The following is a 16,801-nucleotide window of genomic DNA, read 5'->3' as shown; positions in this document are numbered from 1 at the left end:
GCGAGTACTGAGTGGCGGTGAGGTGCCCGGTCTCAGGTGAGGGGGAGAGAGAGGACGAAGACCGCGCCGTTCGGTTCGCGACCGCGAACCTCGAGGTTACCCCCATGTGCGCGCGCGACGCTCTGCGCGACGAACAAGCCGATCCCGATCCCGCCCGCCCGCGTGGAGAAGAACGGATCGAAGATCTTCTCGCGATTCTCCTCGGGCACACCGGGTCCCTCGTCGGCAACCTCGAACTCCAGGCTGGAAGCCTCCCCCTGCGCGATGCACCGACAGGTCACCGCGACTGCGCCGCCCTCCGGCGAGAACGCGATCGCGTTGTCCAGCAGGACGATCAGCGCCTGCTTGAGCGACTCACGCGCGGCGGTGAGCAGAGGGATCTCGCCCTCGCACTGCGTCTCGAGACGTACCTTCTTCTCGCGCAATCCCGCGCTGGTGAAGCTTTCGAGCTCGCGCAGCAGCTCGCGCACCTGCCACGGGGGATCGCCCTGCTCCTTCGGCACTGCGACCGCCTGCATCATGCTGCCGATGAGCACGCGGATGCGCTCGAGCTCGTCGAGGACGAGCTTGTAGTAGCTGGTGCGAAATTCCGCGTCGGTTTCGTAGCGCTGCGGCAGAAGCTCGAGGAAGGTCCGAACCGTCGTCAGCGGGTTGTTGAGGTTGTGCGCGATACCCGCCATCAGCGTGTTGAGCGAGGCCAAGCGCTCCGCGCGTACGAGTCGGGCTTGGAGCTCGGTGCGCTCTGCGCGCAACCGTGAGCGCTCGATGACATCGCGCACGACGAACGGCAGAACCGAGACGTAGCCTTCCTCCTTGACGATGTAGTCCTCGGCGCCGATCTTCATCGCCTCGACTGCGATCGTGGTCGACGAGCTCGTGGTCACAAATACGACCGGCTCCTGTCGTCCCTCGGACTTGAGCTGGCGAAGGATCTCCAGGCCATCGCCGTCGGGTAGACGGAAGTCGAGGATCACCAGATCGAAGCGTCGCTGGTCCAGCGCCTCGCGAGCCTCCCCAACGCCCGGTGCAACGACGACGGAGACCTCGGGCAGCTCGATCTCGAGTTCGTCGCGGATCAGCTCCGCATGTCGAGGGTTGTCCTCGACGAGAAGGACGTAGACCGACTGTGCCGGCGCTTCCGTCATGCGAGCGACTCGTCACCGCGCGGCAGCGTGACCTCGAAGGTGGTCCCCTCGTGCACCACGCTTTGCACCTTGATCGAGCCTCCGTAGCGCTCGACGATTCGCTTCACGATCGCCAACCCCACCCCATGCCCTTCCTGCGCCACCCCAGCCACCTCCTGGGTCGGCGACCGATGGTAGAGCTGGAAGATGCGCTCCTGCTGCCGCTCGTCGAGCCCGATCCCATTGTCCTTGACGAAAAAGGTCACGACGGAATCGTGCGCGCTGCCCCCCACCTCGATCCGCGCCGGCTTCTTGTCGCCCACGTACTTGCAGGCGTTGTTGATCAAGTTGTCGAAGATATGCCGGATCTTCTGCGTCTCGGCAAAGACCGACGGCAACGGCCCGATGCTGACCTCGATCCCCTTCGATTCGATCTGGTACTGCATCTGGCGAACCGCCTGACGCACCACAGCGTCGACGTCCACCCATTCACTGCGGGTCCCCGCGCCCTCGGTGTGGCGGAATACGAGGAGCAGGTCCTCTAGCATGCGGGACATCGTGCGGCCGTCTTCGAGAAGATTCGCTGCGTAGCGCCGTCCGCGTTCGGACAGGTTCTGAGACTCCGCCGAACTCAATTTTCGGGCTGTCTCCGTTGCCGCCACCGCCACGTTCTTCAGATCATGCGAAATAATGTGAACGAGATCCTCGATCTCCTGTGTCGCGCGAGCAAGCCTCGCCGTGCGTTCCTCGACGCGGCGCTCGAGGCTACGATTCTGCTCACGAAGCCGCTCGCCGGCCTCCTCCAAACTTGCATTCGATTCCTTAAGTTGATTCCCCAGCGTGCCGGTGACCCAACCCAACATCAACAGATATACACCGCTAAATACGAGCGCGATTATCTGTGTTCGTAGTGGTAGCCGGTAGCCCCAAATTCCAGCATACGACTCCACGAGGCCATTGCTTTCCAAGACCACGAGCGCGGTCAACCCACAAACCGCCAACGCGCCCAACGCAAGAGCCGTTCGCCGCGACTCAGCCAGTGCCGCAATGTGCACGATCGGCGAATATGCCAATGCGCAGTACGGCAGATGAAGTCCACCAGCAAAATAGATCGCAAGCGTGAACACGACGACATCTACACATTGATGCGCCGCAAAATCGCCGATCGGGAAAGAGCGCCGACGACCAATTTCCCAATAGAGAAGGTTTACCGCCGCAGCGGCCACCAAGATACCCGCTACCGTAGCCGCGTTTGACCGAGGAATCGCGCCCCACGCGGAGAACAAAAGTGCTACGCCGGCGAATACGCAAGACAATACCGCACGAACCGTGAGGCCCTGCACGTACAGTCGGCGCCGCTCCGCCCACGTTCTCTTAGGTCCCGCTGCCACCGATCCGCTAGCTACTTCGCTGTGCCCACAAGATTGACAATCCCGCCAATCGTGCCTTCATCAGCGCGCCTTGGAGCACACCCGGCCCACCATCCTTGATGGACTCCGGAGAAATCGGCTCACCTATTGAGATCGCCACCTTTGCCCCCAAGTGGGGCACGGCCATCGGCCCCGGGCGACCGAAGTAGACCGCGCTCGAAGAGACTACTGACACCGGCACTGCGATCGCATTCTTGCGAATCGCCAACTGCGGAAGGCCACTGTGCACTGCACCGTAAGGACCACGGCCATCCGCTGAGATACTGACACTTCCCGGCGCAGCCAAGATTCTCTTCAAGTCAGCAACTCGATAGGCTGGGTGCGAAACTCTGAAAGCGAGAGTTCGGTAGCCCAACCAGTTCAGCACATCGCGACCGAGACGTCCGCCGATAGTATCATCAGTCACGTAGCTTACATCCGGTCCGAGCGCCTCCGGAAACCGCTGTGCGACGACAAGTCGCGGAAACTCGTCGATCGTCCAGTGAAAATACAACAACGGGACCGCGCCTGCGCGATCCCGAATCGACGACAACTTGTCGATCGCGCCCTCAGCACCGAGAACATCGATCCGACCTGCCCAAGCGCGCATCAATCGCGCGAGGATCACTCCCCGCATGGTAGCGCGATCACTCCGAAACTCGACCTACGCTACAGGCGCTCGAACCAATGCGCGCCTCACGACGTTAATAATATCGCGAAAGGAATCTACAGCGTCCCCCTCCTCAAGCTCGATTTCGATGCCGTATCGATCCTCCAGCGTAAAGATAGCATTCGCGGCAGCGATAGAATCCATTCCAAGCTCTTTCTTCAGCGACCTCGCCTGAACGATACGTTCTGCCGGCTCTTTCAGTTCCATGGACAGAATCTCAAGCACCACATCTTCGATCGCTCGTTCGTCAACTGTAGACATCATCAGTCCTTTGAATAATTAGAGCAGCGTTACGTGATCCAAAGCCAAAGCTCGTACACAAAGCGACGTTGATCCGACCGGAACGAGCCGCTCCCCTGACATGAAATAGATCGCACTCTGGATCAGGGTCGTCGAGATTCAGCGTCGCCGGCAAGAAGTCTCCAATTATGCTTGCCACGACACACGCCGCGGCTACCGCACCCGACGCGCCAAGAAGGTGACCACATTGAGACTTCGATGCGCTGACCGGAACTTCGCTGACTCTCGACCCCAACACCGCCCGCAGAACGCTCGTCTCAAACGGATCGTTCTCACGAGTTCCCGTTCCATGCGCGCTTACGAAGTCGACCGACTCAGGCGAGAGTCCAGCTGCCGCAAATGCCTCCTGCACGGCTCGAATCGCATCCTCACCGCCCGGCTTCTGGTGAAAATGGGAATATGCATCGCACGTGGCGCCGTAACCCGCGACAGCTGCCAGCGACTTTTGCCCTCGCCTGCGCGCATTATCGTGGTTTTCCAATACGAACATCACGGCCCCCTCGCCAAGAACTAAACCTTCCCTTCGGCTATCGAATGGGCGCGCCGCTTGCTCAGGCACTTCATTATAGGAACGCGGCATCATGCAGAGTCGATCGAACGAAGCAAAGACCGACGATATTAGGGGTGCTTCTGCGCCACCGACAAGCAAGAGATCGACGACTCCCTGCTCAATCAGTCTCGCACCCAGGCCGATAGCATCCGTGGAGGATGTGCAGGCGCTTGATAAGGTCATCACAGGGCCATGAACCCCTACCTGGATTGCACACTCCGACGCGATACAGGCATTGTGGGCATAAGCCGGCGACGACGGATGTAACCGTCGCACCCCTCTTTCCAGGAAAATCGCGTACTGCTCGAGTGCGTAAGCAAGCGTCCCTGAGGAAGTGCCAATGAGCACTCCCACCCGACGGGGATCCCGAAATGACGTGATTCCTGCGTGCTCGAGGGCCAGCCGTGTTGCCGCGAGCGCATACTGCGCCGCACGAGGCAGGGTGCGTGCTTCGCGCAGATCCATGAAGGCGAGCGGATCAAAGTCGCGCACTTCCGCGGCAACTCGACAGTTGAACGTTGCCGGATCACAGATGGTGAGTCGCCCGATTCCGGAGCGGCCCGCCCTCAACCCCTCTACAAAGGCTGCCATCCCGATACCGATCGGGGTAACGCAGCCCACTCCCGTGATCACCGCCCGCGACATCTGCGAGGATATAGCATGCCTCTGACTCGATGGGCCAATCCGCTCGCTCGCCTTCGTTCGACTTCCCCGATCAGTCCTTTGCGATCGCACCGCGACACCGAGTAGCCATCAAATGTGGTGGCCCTTGGTTGACGGAGCGGCCCGACTCATCGTCGCGAGACCTAGTCGGAGGACTTACAAGGTTACCGGCTTCATGCTAGATGTCGCCGCACCTAACAGCCACGAAGTACGAGCGCATGAGGCCTGGAAAGGAAACAGGTCGCGACGCGCCCTCCTGTCACAGGGCAAACGTTGCAGACAAAGTGGAATAGTGCCTCGTCGCAGCTCTAATGGCTCCCCTCCGGAGCGAGTTCACGCGTGCGCTCCGAGCTGTCTAGTAGTTAGGCACTGCGACGCGATTTTTCTCCTGAAGAAACTACAGAAGCCTGGAATGCGCGGTCGGTGAGCTAACTAGTTTAGTGGTGACGCAGGGGTCCGTCGCTCCTCACTGGCGTTCTGTTGTGCCTGTACGACCATCGAATGGATCACAGCGTTACAAATCGCGACATCTCATGCAAGAGCACTCGCGCCTTAAATGCCAAACTCTAACCATGTCGGGCGAGTAGGATGCCCTTTCGCATGCTAACCTCATCCAACAAACCAGCGACTTTCGTAATTACCGGGATCCCCGAACACCGAATCTCCTCTCAACTCCGCAACACACTCGCCGCGCTCACTCCAGCCGGCATCGTGTTGTTCAGTCGCAACATCAACGATGTCCCCGAGCTACTCGAGACGACGTCCGCGCTGCGCGGTGTGCTCGGCCCCACCGCCCTCATCGCCGTCGACCAAGAAGGCGGCCGCGTCGCGCGCCTCCGTGCGCCCTTCACCGAGTGGCCGCCGATGCGTCGCTTCGGGGAAGCGAACAGCGCGGCGCTTGCGCGCGCGGCCGGGCGTGCGATGGGGCGCGAGCTGGCGGCGGCGGGGTTCAATTGCGACTTCGCGCCGGTGCTCGACGTGGACTCGAACCCGGCCAATCCGGTGATCGGCGATCGCTCCTTCGGGCCGCGGCCGGGCGTCGTGGCTCGGCTGGGGATCGCGTTTGCGCGTGGCCTCGAGGAAGCGGGCATCCTTCCCTGCGGGAAGCACTTTCCGGGGCACGGCGACACGGACCTGGATTCGCACCTGGCGCTTCCCGAGGTTCGGCGGACGCTACGGCAGCTGCGACGGGTCGAGCTGGCGCCGTTTCGGCGGGCGATCGCGGCGAAGCTCCCTCTCTTGATGACGGCGCACGTGCGGTACACGGCGCTCGATCCGGATCTACCTGCGACGCTCTCGAAGCGCATCCTGCGGGGACTGCTCCGGCGCGAGCTGGGGTTCCGGGGCGCCATCGTCAGCGACGACCTGTCGATGCATGCTCTCGACGGTGTGGGCTCGATCGGTGACATTGCCGTGGCAGCGTTCCAAGCGGGGTGCGATTTGCTGCTCGCGTGTCAGTCGCTCGAGGCGGGACGGGAAGCCGCGGCCGCGCTGACGCGGGCGATCCGCTCGGGGCGAATTCCCGAGAGCCGGGTCGTCGACGCGCAGCGGCGCGTGGCCGCCATCCGACGCTGGCTCGCACGCCGCCCTGCCCCCCGGGAGTCGCTCGACGACGTCCTGCGCTCCGGCGAGGGCGCGCGCGTGCTCGAACGGCTGGCTCGGCGGCTCGACGAGCGCACTACTTCGACTGGCGACGCCCGCGCTTCCCGAGCGCCTCGTCGTCCGCGCGCCGCGGCGTCCCGCCGCGCACCAGCCTAGGCAGCGACTTGGTGTACGGCGGTCGCGCGACGCCGTTCTCGGTGATGATCGCCGTGACCAGCTGGTGCGGCGTGACGTCGAACGCGGGATTTGCGATCTTGACGCCGCGCGGCGTGAGCATCTTGCCGTTCACGTGCGACACCTCTTCGGGGTCGCGCTCCTCGATCGGGATCTTGTCGCCGCTGCGACAGTTGAGATCGATCGAGCTGGTCGGAGCCGCGACGTAGAACGGGATCTTGTGCCGCGCCGCGAGCACCGCGACGGCGTACGTTCCGATCTTGTTCGCAACGTCGCCGTTCGCCGCGGTGCGGTCCGTGCCGACGATCACGGCGTCGATCTTCCCACGCTGCATGAAGTGGCCGGCCATGTTGTCCGTGATCACGGTGACCGGAATGCGCTCCCGGCGGAGCTCCCACGCCGTCAAGCGCGCGCCCTGCAGGACGGGTCGCGTCTCGTCGGCGAACACCGCGATGCGCTTGCCGGTGTCGCGCGCCGCGACGATCACGCCGAGCGCGGTGCCGATCCCCGCCGTCGCGAGACCGCCGGCGTTGCAGTGCGTGAGCACGGTGCACTTCCGCGGCAGCAGCGCGGCGCCGTACTCCGCGAGCCTGCGGTTCGCTTCGAGATCCTCCCGGTAGATCGCGAGCGCTTCGCGCTCGAGCAGCGTCCGCAGCGTGTCGACCGGCCGCTGTGCGTTCTCGCGCACGACGCGACGCATGCGCTCGATCGCCCAGAAGAGGTTCACCGCGGTCGGACGCGTCGCGGCGAACCCGCGGCACAGCTTCTCGAAGTCACGAGCGAAGCGATCCGCCGACAGCGATCGCGCGCCGAGCGCGATCCCCATCGCCGCCGCGACGCCGATCGCCGGAGCACCGCGGATCACGAGCTCCTTGATCGCGCGCATCACGTCGCTCGCGTCACGATAAATCCGGTAGACCTCGCGGTTCGGCAACAAGCGCTGGTCGAGCATGACCACGCGCCCGCGTCGCCATTCGACGGTGCGCACCTTCGTCACGCGCCGACTCTAGCGGCCGCTCGCATCCCGGACAAGAACCGATGCGCGCTTCTCCACGCGCACGACACGGGTCGGTGCGTAGCGTCAAGCGCGCCGAGCGCGCGATGCGTCACGCGAGGCTCGCCGCCACCTCGCGCGTCGAGTAGCGCGGCACGACGTCGAAGGTGGTCGCCACGGACTCCGCGTCGACCGCCCACACGTAGCGCACGAAATCGAGCGGCAAGCCGATGCCGACGCCGTACGAGCGCCACAGCAGCTCCGCCGTCGCATTCGCGATGGGCCCGGGCAGCGAGAGCGGCACGCGCCCCGCGATCTTGAACAGCGCGGAGAGCGGCAGGACGCCGCGACCCGCGACGTTGAACGAGCCGTCGGCCGGACGATCGACGGCGCGCTTGAGCACGTCGAGCAGATCGTCGCCGTGCAGAAGCTGCATCAAGGGATCGAAGCCCAGGACGCTGAACGATGGCGACTGCCGCAGCAGACGCACCGCGATCGACGACCGGTCCGTCGCCGTCCAGCACGGGCGCAGCACGCAGACCGGCAGCCCGAACTGCCGGCGGAACTCCTGAAGCTGGAGATCGACGTCGACCTTGTCGGCGACGAAGCCGCCGTGGACGGCGCCGCGCAGGGGGTGGTCCTCGGAGAGGTACGCCGGGTTGCGCGCGCTCGCGCCGTACACCATCGCGGAGGTCACCGAGACCAGCGCGCGGAGCGGCGTGCCGCGACCGATGCAGTCCGCCGCGGCGTTGAGCAGGAACATCGTGCCGACGGTCTCGAGCTCGTGCGCGCCGTCCGCGAGCGGCTGCGGCGACTCGCGCAACGCGAGGTGCACGACCGTCTCGACCTGCTCCGCACGCAGCACGTGCGCGAGCACGGCGTCGGCCAGCGGCTCGGTGAGATCGACCTGGTGGAACACCGAGCGTCGCACGGGCTTGCTCGGCGCGCGCACGTCGATCAGGACGAGGCGTGTGTAGCGGTCGTCCTCCTCGAGGCGTCGCAGGAGGCCGCGCGCGAGCCAGCCGTGGATCCCGGTGACGGCGACGACGCCGCCGACGCGCGGACGCCGACGCACGCGTCGGCGCTTGCTCGTAGCGGTCGCGCCGGAAGGAACAGCTGCTTCGTCCGCCACGCGAGCTTCCTCGCATCGAGGCGAAAGAGCGTCAATCCGGACGACGCAGACGTCGCTCGCTCGCGACCGTCGCGCCCCGCCTACGCAGCGCGGCCCCGGCACCGCTCCGCAGCCCGCGCCGACACCGCGACGTCCGGCACGCGTGCGACCGCACACCTTGACTCGACGCCGAGCCGGTGAGAAGGCCCCCGCCCGGGAGGACACGATGGCCGAAGCGGAACAGAGCTACACGACGGAGATCGAGGCAAGCGTCGAGCAGTGCTGGGACGTGCTGCTCGACTTCGACCGCTACCCGGCGTGGAGCGGTCCCGTCACCGCCTGCAAGGTGCTCGAGCGCGACGCGGACGGCCGCGCCCGGGTCGTCGAGATGACGCTCGACATGAAGATCCGCAACGTGCGCTACGTCCTCCAGTACGAGTACGACGTCCCGCGCCGCGCCGACTGGCACCTCGTCGAGGGCGACGTGACGAGCATCACGGGCAGCTACGAGTTCGAGCCCATCGCGCCGAACCGCACGCGCGCGACCTGCCGCCAGGCGGTCGACCTCGGCTTCTGGGTGCCGGGGCCGCTGCGCCGCATGATCGAGCGCCAGGCGCTGCGCGACTCCGTGCACGAGTTCAAGGCCGAGGCCGAGCGCAAGGCGGGAGCGTCCGGGTGATCGACGGTCTCGCGACCGACCATCGCCGCACCGATGGTGCCGTGACCGAAGCCCCGGCGACGGCGCCCCACGCGCCGGCGAGCGCTCCCTCGCCCACCACCGCTCCGCACACGGCCGCACCCACCGGCCGCAGGGCGCCGTCACCCACGCGACGCGCGGCCCTAGCGCGTCGCCGCCGCAGCCGTGCGTCCCGCCTTCGCGTCACCCGCGACGGACGCAGGCGATCCGCCGCGTGCCGCGCCGCCCGCCGGATCGCCGACGGTGATCTTGTCCTTCAGCTGCGCGTAGAGCTTCTCGCCGATCCCCTTCACCTCGACGAGCTCCTCCGGGCTCTTGAAGGGCGCCGTCTCGCGGTAGGCGATGATCGCCTCCGCCTTCGCCGGACCGACGCCGGGCAGCGTCGCGAGCTCCTCGGCGCTCGCCGAGTTGATGTCGATGCGCTTGCTCTCCTCGGCGTCCGCGCTCGACGCCCACAGCGCCGTCACGACGAGGGCGGCCAGCAGCCCGCGCCACAGCGCCCGTCCCGACCGAACCTTCCGTACCTCCGATCGCTCCATGCTCCACCACCTTGCGCAGATCGCCGTCTGCGCCCGTCATGCGGCGACGCTCGCCGCGGTCCATGTCGGCATCGCGGGGGGACGATGCGTGAGGTGGCCCCTGCGTAGGCGTCTTCCGAAGTAGCGTCAACTATTTTTCTTGACGCCGCATACATAGAAGAGCAACGACATGCAGCCGCAGACAATCGAGAGTGGTGTCGAGGTTCAGATCCCAGCCGGAGCCGAGCGCATCCGCGGCGTGCTTCACGCCGCGCAGCGCTCGCCGTCTCCGGGGCTCGTCCTGATCCCGGACGTGCGCGGCATCTGGCCATTGTATCGCGAGCTCGCAGCGAAGTTCGCCGACGCCGGCTTTCACACGCTGGTGCTCGACATCTACAGCCGCGAAGGCACGCCGCAGCTCGACGACCTGGCCGTCTTCGCGCTGATCGATTCGCTCCCCGATGCGCGCGTCGTGCACGACGTCGCCGCGTCGGTCGCCTATCTGCGCGCTCGACCCGAGACCGGACGCGTCGGCGTCGTCGGCTTCTGCCTGGGCGGGCAGTACGCGACCATGTCGGCGTGCCGCGTCGACGGCCTCGACGCCTGCGTGTCCTTCTACGGAATGCTCACGCACCGCACGCCCGCGCCGCACAAGCTGCCGCCGCCGCGCGAGACGGCCGCGGAGCTACGCTGTCCCCTGCTCGGCCTGTTCGGCGCGGACGACGACCTCATTCCGCGCGCCGACGTCGAAGCTTTCGCACGCGACCTCGCCCACGCCGGAAAGACCTTCGACGTGCGCATCTTCGAAGGAGCGGGCCACGCCTTCGTCAACGATCGCCGACCCGATGCCTACCGCCCCGAGACGGCGCGCATCGCGCTACGGCTCGCGATCGAATTCCTGCGCGCGAGATTAGCTTAGGTCAACTTGATATCGACTTGACGCCTCGTTACGAAGGATCACCTTGGCTCGAATTTCGCCCTAAACTCCGTTGCGACCACTGATGGGGCCTGTTATTTGGGCCGATATTTCAGCTCGAGGAGGCTCGTCATGCCGCGCGGAAAAACGGACCTGTTCACGCAGGTGAAGCGACAGGCGGAGAAGGCCCTCGCCGCCCTCTTGCAAGAGATTCGCGAGCGCGAGGCCGAGCTGGAAAGCCTCATCGAGCAGGCGAACGCCTGGCGCAACGCGATCGGCATCGGACCGCGGCGACGCGGGCCGGGGCGTCCGCCGCGCAGCACGACGACGGCTGGCGCGCGACGCTCGAGCGGCGGCGGCCGCGTGAACTGGGATGAGGTGCTGGCCTCGGTGCCGGAGAAGTTCGGCGTCGAGGACGTGATGAAGCACCCGGGCGCCCGCGCCAAGGGACGCGCCCAGGTCTACCCTGCCCTCTCCCGCTGGATGCAGGCGAACAAGATCAAGAAGATCGGCAAGGGGCGCTACCAGCGACTCTGAGCCGCGGCGCGCCCCTCGAACCGACCCTCCTCGAAATCCCTACTTGATCTCGCCCCGATAGATCTTCATCACCGTGTCGAGGAACTTGAGCGCCTCGGCACGCGGCCGCTGGAACGAGTTGCGGCCGATGATCGAGCCGAATCCGCCGCCGTCGCGGATGCCGCGCACCTCGTCGAACACCTTCTCGTCGGAGCCCTTGGCGCCGCCCGAGAAGATCACGATGCGCTTGCCGTTGAACGCCGCCTGCACGACGTGGCGCACGCGGTCGGCGAGCGTCTCGATCGGGATCTGCTGCGCCTCGTAGACCTTCTTCGCTTCCTTCTGCTCGAGGAACGACGTCGGCGGCTTCACCTTGACGATGTGCGCGCCGAGCTGGCAGGCGATCTGCGCCGCGTACGCGACGACGTCGACCGCGGTCTCGCCTTCCTTCGAGAGCCCCGAGCCGCGCGGGTACGACCACACGACGACGGCGAGACCGGCGGCCTTCGCTTCCTCGGTGATCTCGCGCAGGTTCTCGTACATCTCGTTGCGCAGCGCCGAGCCGGGGTAGATCGTGTAGCCGATCGCGACGCAGCCGAGACGCAGCGCATCGGCGACCGAGCCGGTGACGGCCGGACACGGATCGCTCGACTCGTACAGCAGATCGCTGTTGTTGAGCTTCAAGATCAGCGGGATCTCGCCTGCGAACTCCGCCGCGCCCGCCTCGAGGAAGCCGAGCGGCGCCGCGTACGCGTTGCAGCCGGCCTCGATCGCGAGCTTGAAGTGGTAGTGCGGATCGTAGCCGCCGGGATTCGGCGCGAAGCTCCGCGCAGGGCCGTGCTCGAAGCCCTGATCGACGGGCAGGATGACCATCTTGCCGGTGCCGCCGAGCGCGCCGTGGTTCAGCATGCGCGCAAGATTGGTCAGCACCCCCGGACTGCTGCCGGCGTACCAGCTCAGGATCTCACGAACACGTTCCGTCATCGCACGTACTCCTCGTTCGCTTCGTTCTTTGTACCCGTCTCGAGGGGCCGCGCCGAGAGCGCGCTGTCAGATCCCTTGTCCCCAAATCGCCTGCGTTGCGCAACTCCCCAACCGGCGACCGACCGCTCATTCGGCGTACGTCGCCGACTGGCCGCTGGTCTCCGCGACGCCGACCTCGAGCCGCGTCCAGGGCCGCGCGCCGGCCGCGAGAAGCTCGTTCTTGACCTGGCCTGCCACATAGCGTGCGAGCTCCTCGGCCGAGGTGTGGACGATCGGCAGCAGGATCACGTCGCTGCGCGGGAACACGAAGCGCGCGCCGTCCTCGTAGACGACCTCCACCGAGTCGCCCTGCTCGGTGATCCGCAGGCAATCGCTCTGCGCGGGGAGCAGCGTGTGCTCGTCGAGCGCGTCGCAGACGCGCTTCGTCGCCTTCTTCACGAGACCGAAGTCGAGGACGTAGCCGTCGGGACCGAGCTCGCCCTCGATGCGCACGGTCACGTGGTAGTTGTGTCCGTGCAGCCGCTCGCGAAAGCCGGGATAGGCGATGAAGTGCGCCGCGTTGAACTTGAGATATTCCTTGGCGACGTAAACCGAGAAGCTTTGGGCTCGCATGACTCCCCCGAAGTTCAGCCGAGAATCGCCTCGAGCGCGCGCGGCAGATCGCTGAGATCCTCGAGCAAAGCATCCGGACCGGCCGCAGCCAGCTCCGACGCTTCGAACTGCCCCGTCGCGACGAGAACGCAGCGCATGCCGTGCGCACGCGCCGCGTGAAGGTCGTGCGGCGTGTCGCCGACGACCACCGCGCGCTCGGGCGCTAGCTTGACGCCGTCGACCCTCTGCATGCGACGCAGCGCGACCGCCGGCAGCACGGCGCGCGACGGCGAATCGCTGCCGTAGCCGCCGCCGCGGAAGTAGCCCGCGATCCCCACCGCCTCGAGCTTGACGCGAGCGGTCGCGCGCATGTTGCCGGTGACGATCCCGAGGCGCACGTCGTCGCGTGACGCGAGCTCCGCGAGCAGCTCCTCGACGCCGGGCAGCGTCCACACCTCGACCTGCCCCGCCGCGACCGCCGCTCCGAGCGAGCGCGCGAGCGTCATCTCGAAGCTCGCGAGGAGCCGCGGCGTGATCGCGCCGCACGGCGGCGTCCGTCCGTCGAGCAGCCGCGCGACGATGTCCGGATCGGTCATGCCGTCCGGACGGATCGCGCGCAGGTTGCCGCGGATGCCGAACACCTCCTCCATCGCCGCGTCGAAGAGCTCCGCCGAGCCGCGCGAGCGCAGCAGCGTGCCGTCGATGTCGAACAGGAGCGCGCGCACGGCGTCCGGCGCCGACGTCACGCGGCGGACCGGGGCGGCTCGCCGAGCTGCTGCTTCTCGTACTGCTCGTACTGCGCGAGGATCCCGAGCAGCTCGTCGCTCGAGCGGGTGTGCGTCACGCGCTCGCGCAGGACGGCGCTGCCGGGGAAGCCCTTCAGGATCCGGCACGCCATGCCGCGCAGCCGCGCCGAGGTGACCTTCTCCGGATAGAGCTCGTCGAGCAGCACGCGATAGCGGCGCAGCGCCGCGAAGCGGTCCGCCACGCTCGGAACGGGCACCGTGCGTCCCTCGAGGTCGGCGGCGATGGCGCCGAAGATCCAGGGGTTCTCCATCGCGGCACGGCCGATCGCGAGGCCGTCGACGCCCGAGCGCGCGAGCCGCTCGCGCGCGGCCTCGACGCTCACCACGTCGCCGCTGCCGACGACCGGAATCCGGACTGCTTGCTTGACGCGGGCGATGAGGTCCCAGTCCGCGCTGCCGGTGTAGAGCTGCATGCGCGTTCGGCCGTGCACGGTGATCATGGCGACGCCCGCGTCCTCCGCCATCTGCGCGATCTCGACGCAGTTGATCGAATCCGCGTCCCAGCCCGTGCGGATCTTGAGCGTCAGCGGAATCGACAGCTCGCGGCGCACCGCGCGCAGCATGCGCTCGAGGTGACGCTCCTGCCGCAGCAGCTCCGCCCCGCCGCCACGCTTGACGACCTTCGGAACCGGACACCCGCAGTTGATGTCGACCGCATCGACGCCCGTCTGCTGGACGATCAGCGCGGCCTCGACCATGCGATCGATCTCGGCGCCGAAGATCTGGATCGAGATCGGGTGCTCGTCGCGGTGGTAGCGCAGCATGCGGTGGCTGCGCAGGTCGTTGCGCGTCAAGCCCTCGATCGAGATGAACTCGCTGACCACGAGCCCGACCGCTCCCGGGCTGCACTCGCGCACGAGACGGCGGAACGCCATGTCGGTGACGCCGGACATGGGCGCGAGAACCAAGGGCGGCGCGATGCTGCGCGCGCCGAGCGAAAGAGCGGTGCGCTGGGCCACCCGGCGAGGATAACGATCGCTCCTGCGCCGTCCAAGCCGACGCCGCGCGCCCGGCGTGGTCGACGACCTCCCTCGGCGCGACCCCAGCGCGCCGACCGTCGCCGCGTCGCGGAAGCCCGCAGCTCGCAGCGGACGCTACACCGGATCCTGCAGCCGGCGCGCGCGCTCGAGCTTCGCGGCGAACTCGCCGCGCTCCGCCGCGCGCTCGTAGTAGCGGCGCAGCGTGTCGCGCTCGCCGACGAACTCGAAGCGCGGCACGCCGTAGCCGCACGAGGTCTGCACCTTCTCGACCTCGATGCGGATGAGCTGGCGCGTGAACGGGCCGACGAGCCCCGGCCGCAGACGCTCCACGAGCTCCGCATAGCCGTCGGAGTCCGGCAGCAGCACCGTGCCGCGTCCGTAGACGCGCAGGACCATCGCCCGCGCCTCGAAGCCGCAGAACATCAGCGTGATGCGTCCGCCGCGCACGACGTGCGACGCCGTCTGGTTCCCGCTGCCCGGCATGTCGACGAACACCAGCTCGGTCGGGCTCAGGACGTCGAGCGAGTCGTAGCCTTTGGGCGACAGATTGGGGTATCCGTCGCCATCCGCGGGAGCCGTCGCGACGAAGAAGACGTGCTGCTTGCGGATGAAGTCGACGTGATCCGCTCCGAGCATCCTGTACCAGTCGGCCATGCGAGCTCCTTCGCTTGCACCTCGAGTTAGCCGGGGTGCTCGGGTGCGGCAACACGACGGGGAGGAAGAATGAAGGATCTCGACGGCAAGATCGCCTTCGTCACGGGCGCCGGCTCCGGTCTCGGACGCGAGATCGCGCTGACGTTCGGACGTGCCGGCGCGCGCGTCATCGTGAACGACCTGCGCGCCGAGGCGGCGGAACGGACGCACGCCGAGCTCGAGAAGATCGACGCGGTGACGCACTGCGGACCGCAGATCGGCGACGTCTCCGATCCCGAGCAGGTACGGCGCTTCTTCGCCGCGATCGGCCACGCAACGCGCGAGCGCCTCGACATCCTGGTCAACAACGCCGGCCACGCCGACACCGAGCCCGAGACCGTCCGCCGGATGATGCAGCAGCTCGGCGAGATGCAGAGCACCGGACGCATCGCGACCGCGCTCGAAGCGACCAGCCGACTGTCCGACGAGCGCTGGCGCAAGATGATGGCGGTGCACGTCGACGGCACGTTCTTCTGCACGCGCGAAGCGCTGAAGATCATGCAGTTCCAGCGCTCGGGCCGGATCATCAACATCGCGAGCATCGCCGGGCTGACCGGCATCGGCGGCGTGCCGCACTACTCCGCGGCGAAGGGAGCGATCATCGCCTTCACCAAGGCCGTCGCGCGCGACGTTGCGCCCTACGACATCCTGGTGAACGCGATCGCGCCCGGCTACATCGACACGCCGCTGCTCGACGTGCTCGGCGAGCAGCGCGCGACGCAGACCGCGGTGATCGCGGCGCAGACGTTGCTCGGCCGTCTCGGCGAGGCGCGCGAGGTGGCGGCGACGGCGCTGTTCCTCGCCGGCCCGGGCGCGAGCTACTTCACCGGACAGGTGCTGTCGCCGAACGGCGGCCTCGTCGTCTGAGCGGTCGCTGAACCTCTTGCGGAGCCACGCCCCGCGCTTTCGCGAAGTCGCGTCACGAGCCGACGCCAAGCGCGCCGGCTCAGCGCGGCTCGCGGATCATGTACGTCGTCGTCGCGCGCGCCGCGAGCTTGTCGTGCGCCCACAGGTCGACCTCGGCGTAGGCACTGCGGCGGCTCGCGCGCATGACGTACGCTTCCGCGATGACGCGTCCGTCGAAGATCGGCTCGAGGTAGTTGATCTTCATCTCGATGGTCAGCAGCACCGCGGCGACGCCGTAGAGCGGACGCAGCGCGACCGCCACGGCGGTGTCCGCGAGACCGAAGCTCGCGCCGCCGTGCAGAACTCCCGCGGGCTGCTTGAGACGCGGGCGCACCTCGAGCTCGAGCCGCGCGTATCCTTGACGCACGTCGACCACCTGGATGCCGAGCGTGTGGCCGAAGGAGGTCCCTTCGCCGTTGAAGAAGCGCAGGATCTCGTCGCGCGTCTTCTCGTCGAGCGCGGCGTACTCGTGGGCGCGTGTGCCGGGACGCAGCGAGCGGATGCTCGGGGGATTGCTCATGTGCTTCTCCTCTCGATCGCTCGCCCGACTCTAGCCAGGTCCGTCCTCGACGCCAGCGCGCGACCCGCACCTTGGCG

General features: G+C 67.0%; 18 protein-coding genes and 1 pseudogene. 5 read left to right on the top strand and 14 right to left on the bottom strand.

Annotation, left to right across the window (positions count from 1 at the left end):
- Window positions 1-32: 32 nt before the first annotated feature.
- The 5 genes from VIS07_07170 to VIS07_07150 are packed head-to-tail and all read right to left on the bottom strand — an operon-like array spanning window position 33 to window position 4,698.
- The gene (locus VIS07_07170; GenBank protein HEY8515275.1) at window positions 33-1,145 is read right to left on the bottom strand and encodes a response regulator; all 1,113 of its coding nucleotides are present in this window, start codon (window positions 1,143-1,145) and stop codon (window positions 33-35) included.
- Entirely contained in the window at window positions 1,142-2,467 is a 1,326-nt protein-coding gene (locus VIS07_07165; protein ID HEY8515274.1) for a HAMP domain-containing sensor histidine kinase, read from the bottom strand. Before VIS07_07165 ends, VIS07_07170 begins: the two co-directional genes overlap by 4 nt.
- A gap of 55 nt (window positions 2,468-2,522) precedes the next feature.
- Window positions 2,523-3,161, bottom strand: a complete 639-nt coding sequence (locus tag VIS07_07160; GenBank protein ID HEY8515273.1) for a hypothetical protein — start codon at window positions 3,159-3,161, stop codon at window positions 2,523-2,525.
- A 36-nt stretch (window positions 3,162-3,197) separates the two neighbouring features.
- Window positions 3,198-3,467: an acyl carrier protein gene (locus VIS07_07155; GenBank protein HEY8515272.1), complete on the bottom strand. Its 270-nt coding sequence runs from the start codon at window positions 3,465-3,467 to the stop codon at window positions 3,198-3,200.
- A complete protein-coding gene (locus VIS07_07150) occupies window positions 3,451-4,698 on the bottom strand; it encodes a beta-ketoacyl-[acyl-carrier-protein] synthase family protein (GenBank protein ID HEY8515271.1) in 1,248 nt (415 codons plus the stop codon). Before VIS07_07150 ends, VIS07_07155 begins: the two co-directional genes overlap by 17 nt.
- 618 nt (window positions 4,699-5,316) lie before the next feature.
- On the opposite strand from VIS07_07150, the gene nagZ reads away from it, so the two are divergent.
- A complete protein-coding gene (gene nagZ / locus VIS07_07145) occupies window positions 5,317-6,474 on the top strand; it encodes a beta-N-acetylhexosaminidase (GenBank protein ID HEY8515270.1) in 1,158 nt (385 codons plus the stop codon).
- A 28-nt stretch (window positions 6,475-6,502) separates the two neighbouring features.
- Here the strand turns inward: nagZ and mtnA are convergent.
- Together mtnA and VIS07_07135 are read right to left on the bottom strand one after the other, a co-directional pair.
- Window positions 6,503-7,480: pseudogene (mtnA, locus tag VIS07_07140) on the bottom strand (S-methyl-5-thioribose-1-phosphate isomerase).
- Window positions 7,481-7,598: 118 nt separating this feature from the next.
- Window positions 7,599-8,561, bottom strand: a complete 963-nt coding sequence (locus VIS07_07135; GenBank protein HEY8515269.1) for an NAD-dependent epimerase/dehydratase family protein — start codon at window positions 8,559-8,561, stop codon at window positions 7,599-7,601.
- Between the two features lie 262 nt (window positions 8,562-8,823).
- On the opposite strand from VIS07_07135, the gene VIS07_07130 reads away from it, so the two are divergent.
- Window positions 8,824-9,276: an SRPBCC family protein gene (locus tag VIS07_07130; protein HEY8515268.1), complete on the top strand. Its 453-nt coding sequence runs from the start codon at window positions 8,824-8,826 to the stop codon at window positions 9,274-9,276.
- A gap of 161 nt (window positions 9,277-9,437) precedes the next feature.
- On the opposite strand, the gene VIS07_07125 is transcribed toward VIS07_07130, so the two are convergent.
- Window positions 9,438-9,833 (bottom strand): ComEA family DNA-binding protein, encoded by a 396-nt coding sequence (locus VIS07_07125; GenBank protein ID HEY8515267.1) that lies wholly within the window; start codon window positions 9,831-9,833, stop codon window positions 9,438-9,440.
- Between the two features lie 169 nt (window positions 9,834-10,002).
- Here VIS07_07125 and VIS07_07120 point away from each other — a divergent pair, with 169 nt between their 5' ends.
- On the top strand, window positions 10,003-10,731 hold the full coding sequence (locus VIS07_07120; protein HEY8515266.1) for a dienelactone hydrolase family protein: 729 nt from the start codon (window positions 10,003-10,005) through the stop codon (window positions 10,729-10,731).
- 129 nt (window positions 10,732-10,860) lie between these two features.
- Complete coding sequence (locus VIS07_07115) at window positions 10,861-11,265, top strand: hypothetical protein (protein ID HEY8515265.1); 405 nt, start codon at window positions 10,861-10,863, stop codon at window positions 11,263-11,265.
- A gap of 39 nt (window positions 11,266-11,304) precedes the next feature.
- Here VIS07_07115 and VIS07_07110 read toward each other — a convergent pair whose 3' ends face one another.
- The 5 genes from VIS07_07110 to VIS07_07090 all read right to left on the bottom strand — a co-directional run bounded on the left by VIS07_07110 (window position 11,305) and on the right by VIS07_07090 (window position 15,259).
- Complete coding sequence (locus VIS07_07110; protein HEY8515264.1) at window positions 11,305-12,228, bottom strand: class I fructose-bisphosphate aldolase; 924 nt, start codon at window positions 12,226-12,228, stop codon at window positions 11,305-11,307.
- 126 nt (window positions 12,229-12,354) lie between these two features.
- The gene (locus tag VIS07_07105; GenBank protein ID HEY8515263.1) at window positions 12,355-12,840 is read right to left on the bottom strand and encodes a 6-pyruvoyl tetrahydropterin synthase family protein; all 486 of its coding nucleotides are present in this window, start codon (window positions 12,838-12,840) and stop codon (window positions 12,355-12,357) included.
- Window positions 12,841-12,854: 14 nt separating this feature from the next.
- On the bottom strand, window positions 12,855-13,565 hold the full coding sequence (locus tag VIS07_07100; GenBank protein ID HEY8515262.1) for an HAD family hydrolase: 711 nt from the start codon (window positions 13,563-13,565) through the stop codon (window positions 12,855-12,857).
- On the bottom strand, window positions 13,562-14,584 hold the full coding sequence (gene dusB / locus VIS07_07095; protein HEY8515261.1) for a tRNA dihydrouridine synthase DusB: 1,023 nt from the start codon (window positions 14,582-14,584) through the stop codon (window positions 13,562-13,564). The genes VIS07_07100 and dusB overlap by 4 nt, the downstream gene beginning before the upstream one ends.
- 135 nt (window positions 14,585-14,719) lie before the next feature.
- A complete protein-coding gene (locus tag VIS07_07090) occupies window positions 14,720-15,259 on the bottom strand; it encodes a pyridoxamine 5'-phosphate oxidase family protein (GenBank protein HEY8515260.1) in 540 nt (179 codons plus the stop codon).
- A 69-nt stretch (window positions 15,260-15,328) separates the two neighbouring features.
- Between VIS07_07090 and VIS07_07085 the strand changes: the two genes are divergently transcribed.
- Window positions 15,329-16,165, top strand: coding sequence for an SDR family oxidoreductase (locus VIS07_07085; protein HEY8515259.1), 837 nt, complete (start codon window positions 15,329-15,331; stop codon window positions 16,163-16,165).
- A gap of 79 nt (window positions 16,166-16,244) precedes the next feature.
- On the opposite strand, the gene VIS07_07080 is transcribed toward VIS07_07085, so the two are convergent.
- Window positions 16,245-16,724 carry a PaaI family thioesterase gene (locus VIS07_07080; protein ID HEY8515258.1) on the bottom strand — a complete coding sequence of 160 codons (480 nt, stop codon included), beginning with the start codon at window positions 16,722-16,724 and terminating at the stop codon, window positions 16,245-16,247.
- Between the last annotated feature and the right edge of the window lie 77 nt (window positions 16,725-16,801).

It is taken from the genome of Candidatus Binatia bacterium, assembly GCA_036563615.1.
Taxonomy (GTDB): Bacteria; Desulfobacterota; Binatia; order UBA12015; family UBA12015; genus DATCMB01.
The sequence above is the reverse complement of the archived record's forward strand: the minus strand, read 5'-3'. Positions and strand labels throughout refer to the sequence as shown.

Coding starts and splice junctions, on each gene's coding strand:
- VIS07_07170 (HEY8515275.1), bottom strand. CDS start 1,145: ATGACGGAAGCGCCGGCACAGTCGGTCTACGTCCTTCTCGTCGAGGAC.
- VIS07_07155 (HEY8515272.1), bottom strand. CDS start 3,467: ATGATGTCTACAGTTGACGAACGAGCGATCGAAGATGTGGTGCTTGAG.
- VIS07_07150 (HEY8515271.1), bottom strand. CDS start 4,698: ATGTCGCGGGCGGTGATCACGGGAGTGGGCTGCGTTACCCCGATCGGT.
- nagZ (HEY8515270.1), top strand. CDS start 5,317: ATGCTAACCTCATCCAACAAACCAGCGACTTTCGTAATTACCGGGATC.
- VIS07_07130 (HEY8515268.1), top strand. CDS start 8,824: ATGGCCGAAGCGGAACAGAGCTACACGACGGAGATCGAGGCAAGCGTC.
- VIS07_07125 (HEY8515267.1), bottom strand. CDS start 9,833: ATGGAGCGATCGGAGGTACGGAAGGTTCGGTCGGGACGGGCGCTGTGG.
- VIS07_07120 (HEY8515266.1), top strand. CDS start 10,003: ATGCAGCCGCAGACAATCGAGAGTGGTGTCGAGGTTCAGATCCCAGCC.
- VIS07_07115 (HEY8515265.1), top strand. CDS start 10,861: ATGCCGCGCGGAAAAACGGACCTGTTCACGCAGGTGAAGCGACAGGCG.
- VIS07_07110 (HEY8515264.1), bottom strand. CDS start 12,228: ATGACGGAACGTGTTCGTGAGATCCTGAGCTGGTACGCCGGCAGCAGT.
- VIS07_07105 (HEY8515263.1), bottom strand. CDS start 12,840: ATGCGAGCCCAAAGCTTCTCGGTTTACGTCGCCAAGGAATATCTCAAG.
- VIS07_07090 (HEY8515260.1), bottom strand. CDS start 15,259: ATGGCCGACTGGTACAGGATGCTCGGAGCGGATCACGTCGACTTCATC.
- VIS07_07085 (HEY8515259.1), top strand. CDS start 15,329: ATGAAGGATCTCGACGGCAAGATCGCCTTCGTCACGGGCGCCGGCTCC.
- VIS07_07080 (HEY8515258.1), bottom strand. CDS start 16,724: ATGAGCAATCCCCCGAGCATCCGCTCGCTGCGTCCCGGCACACGCGCC.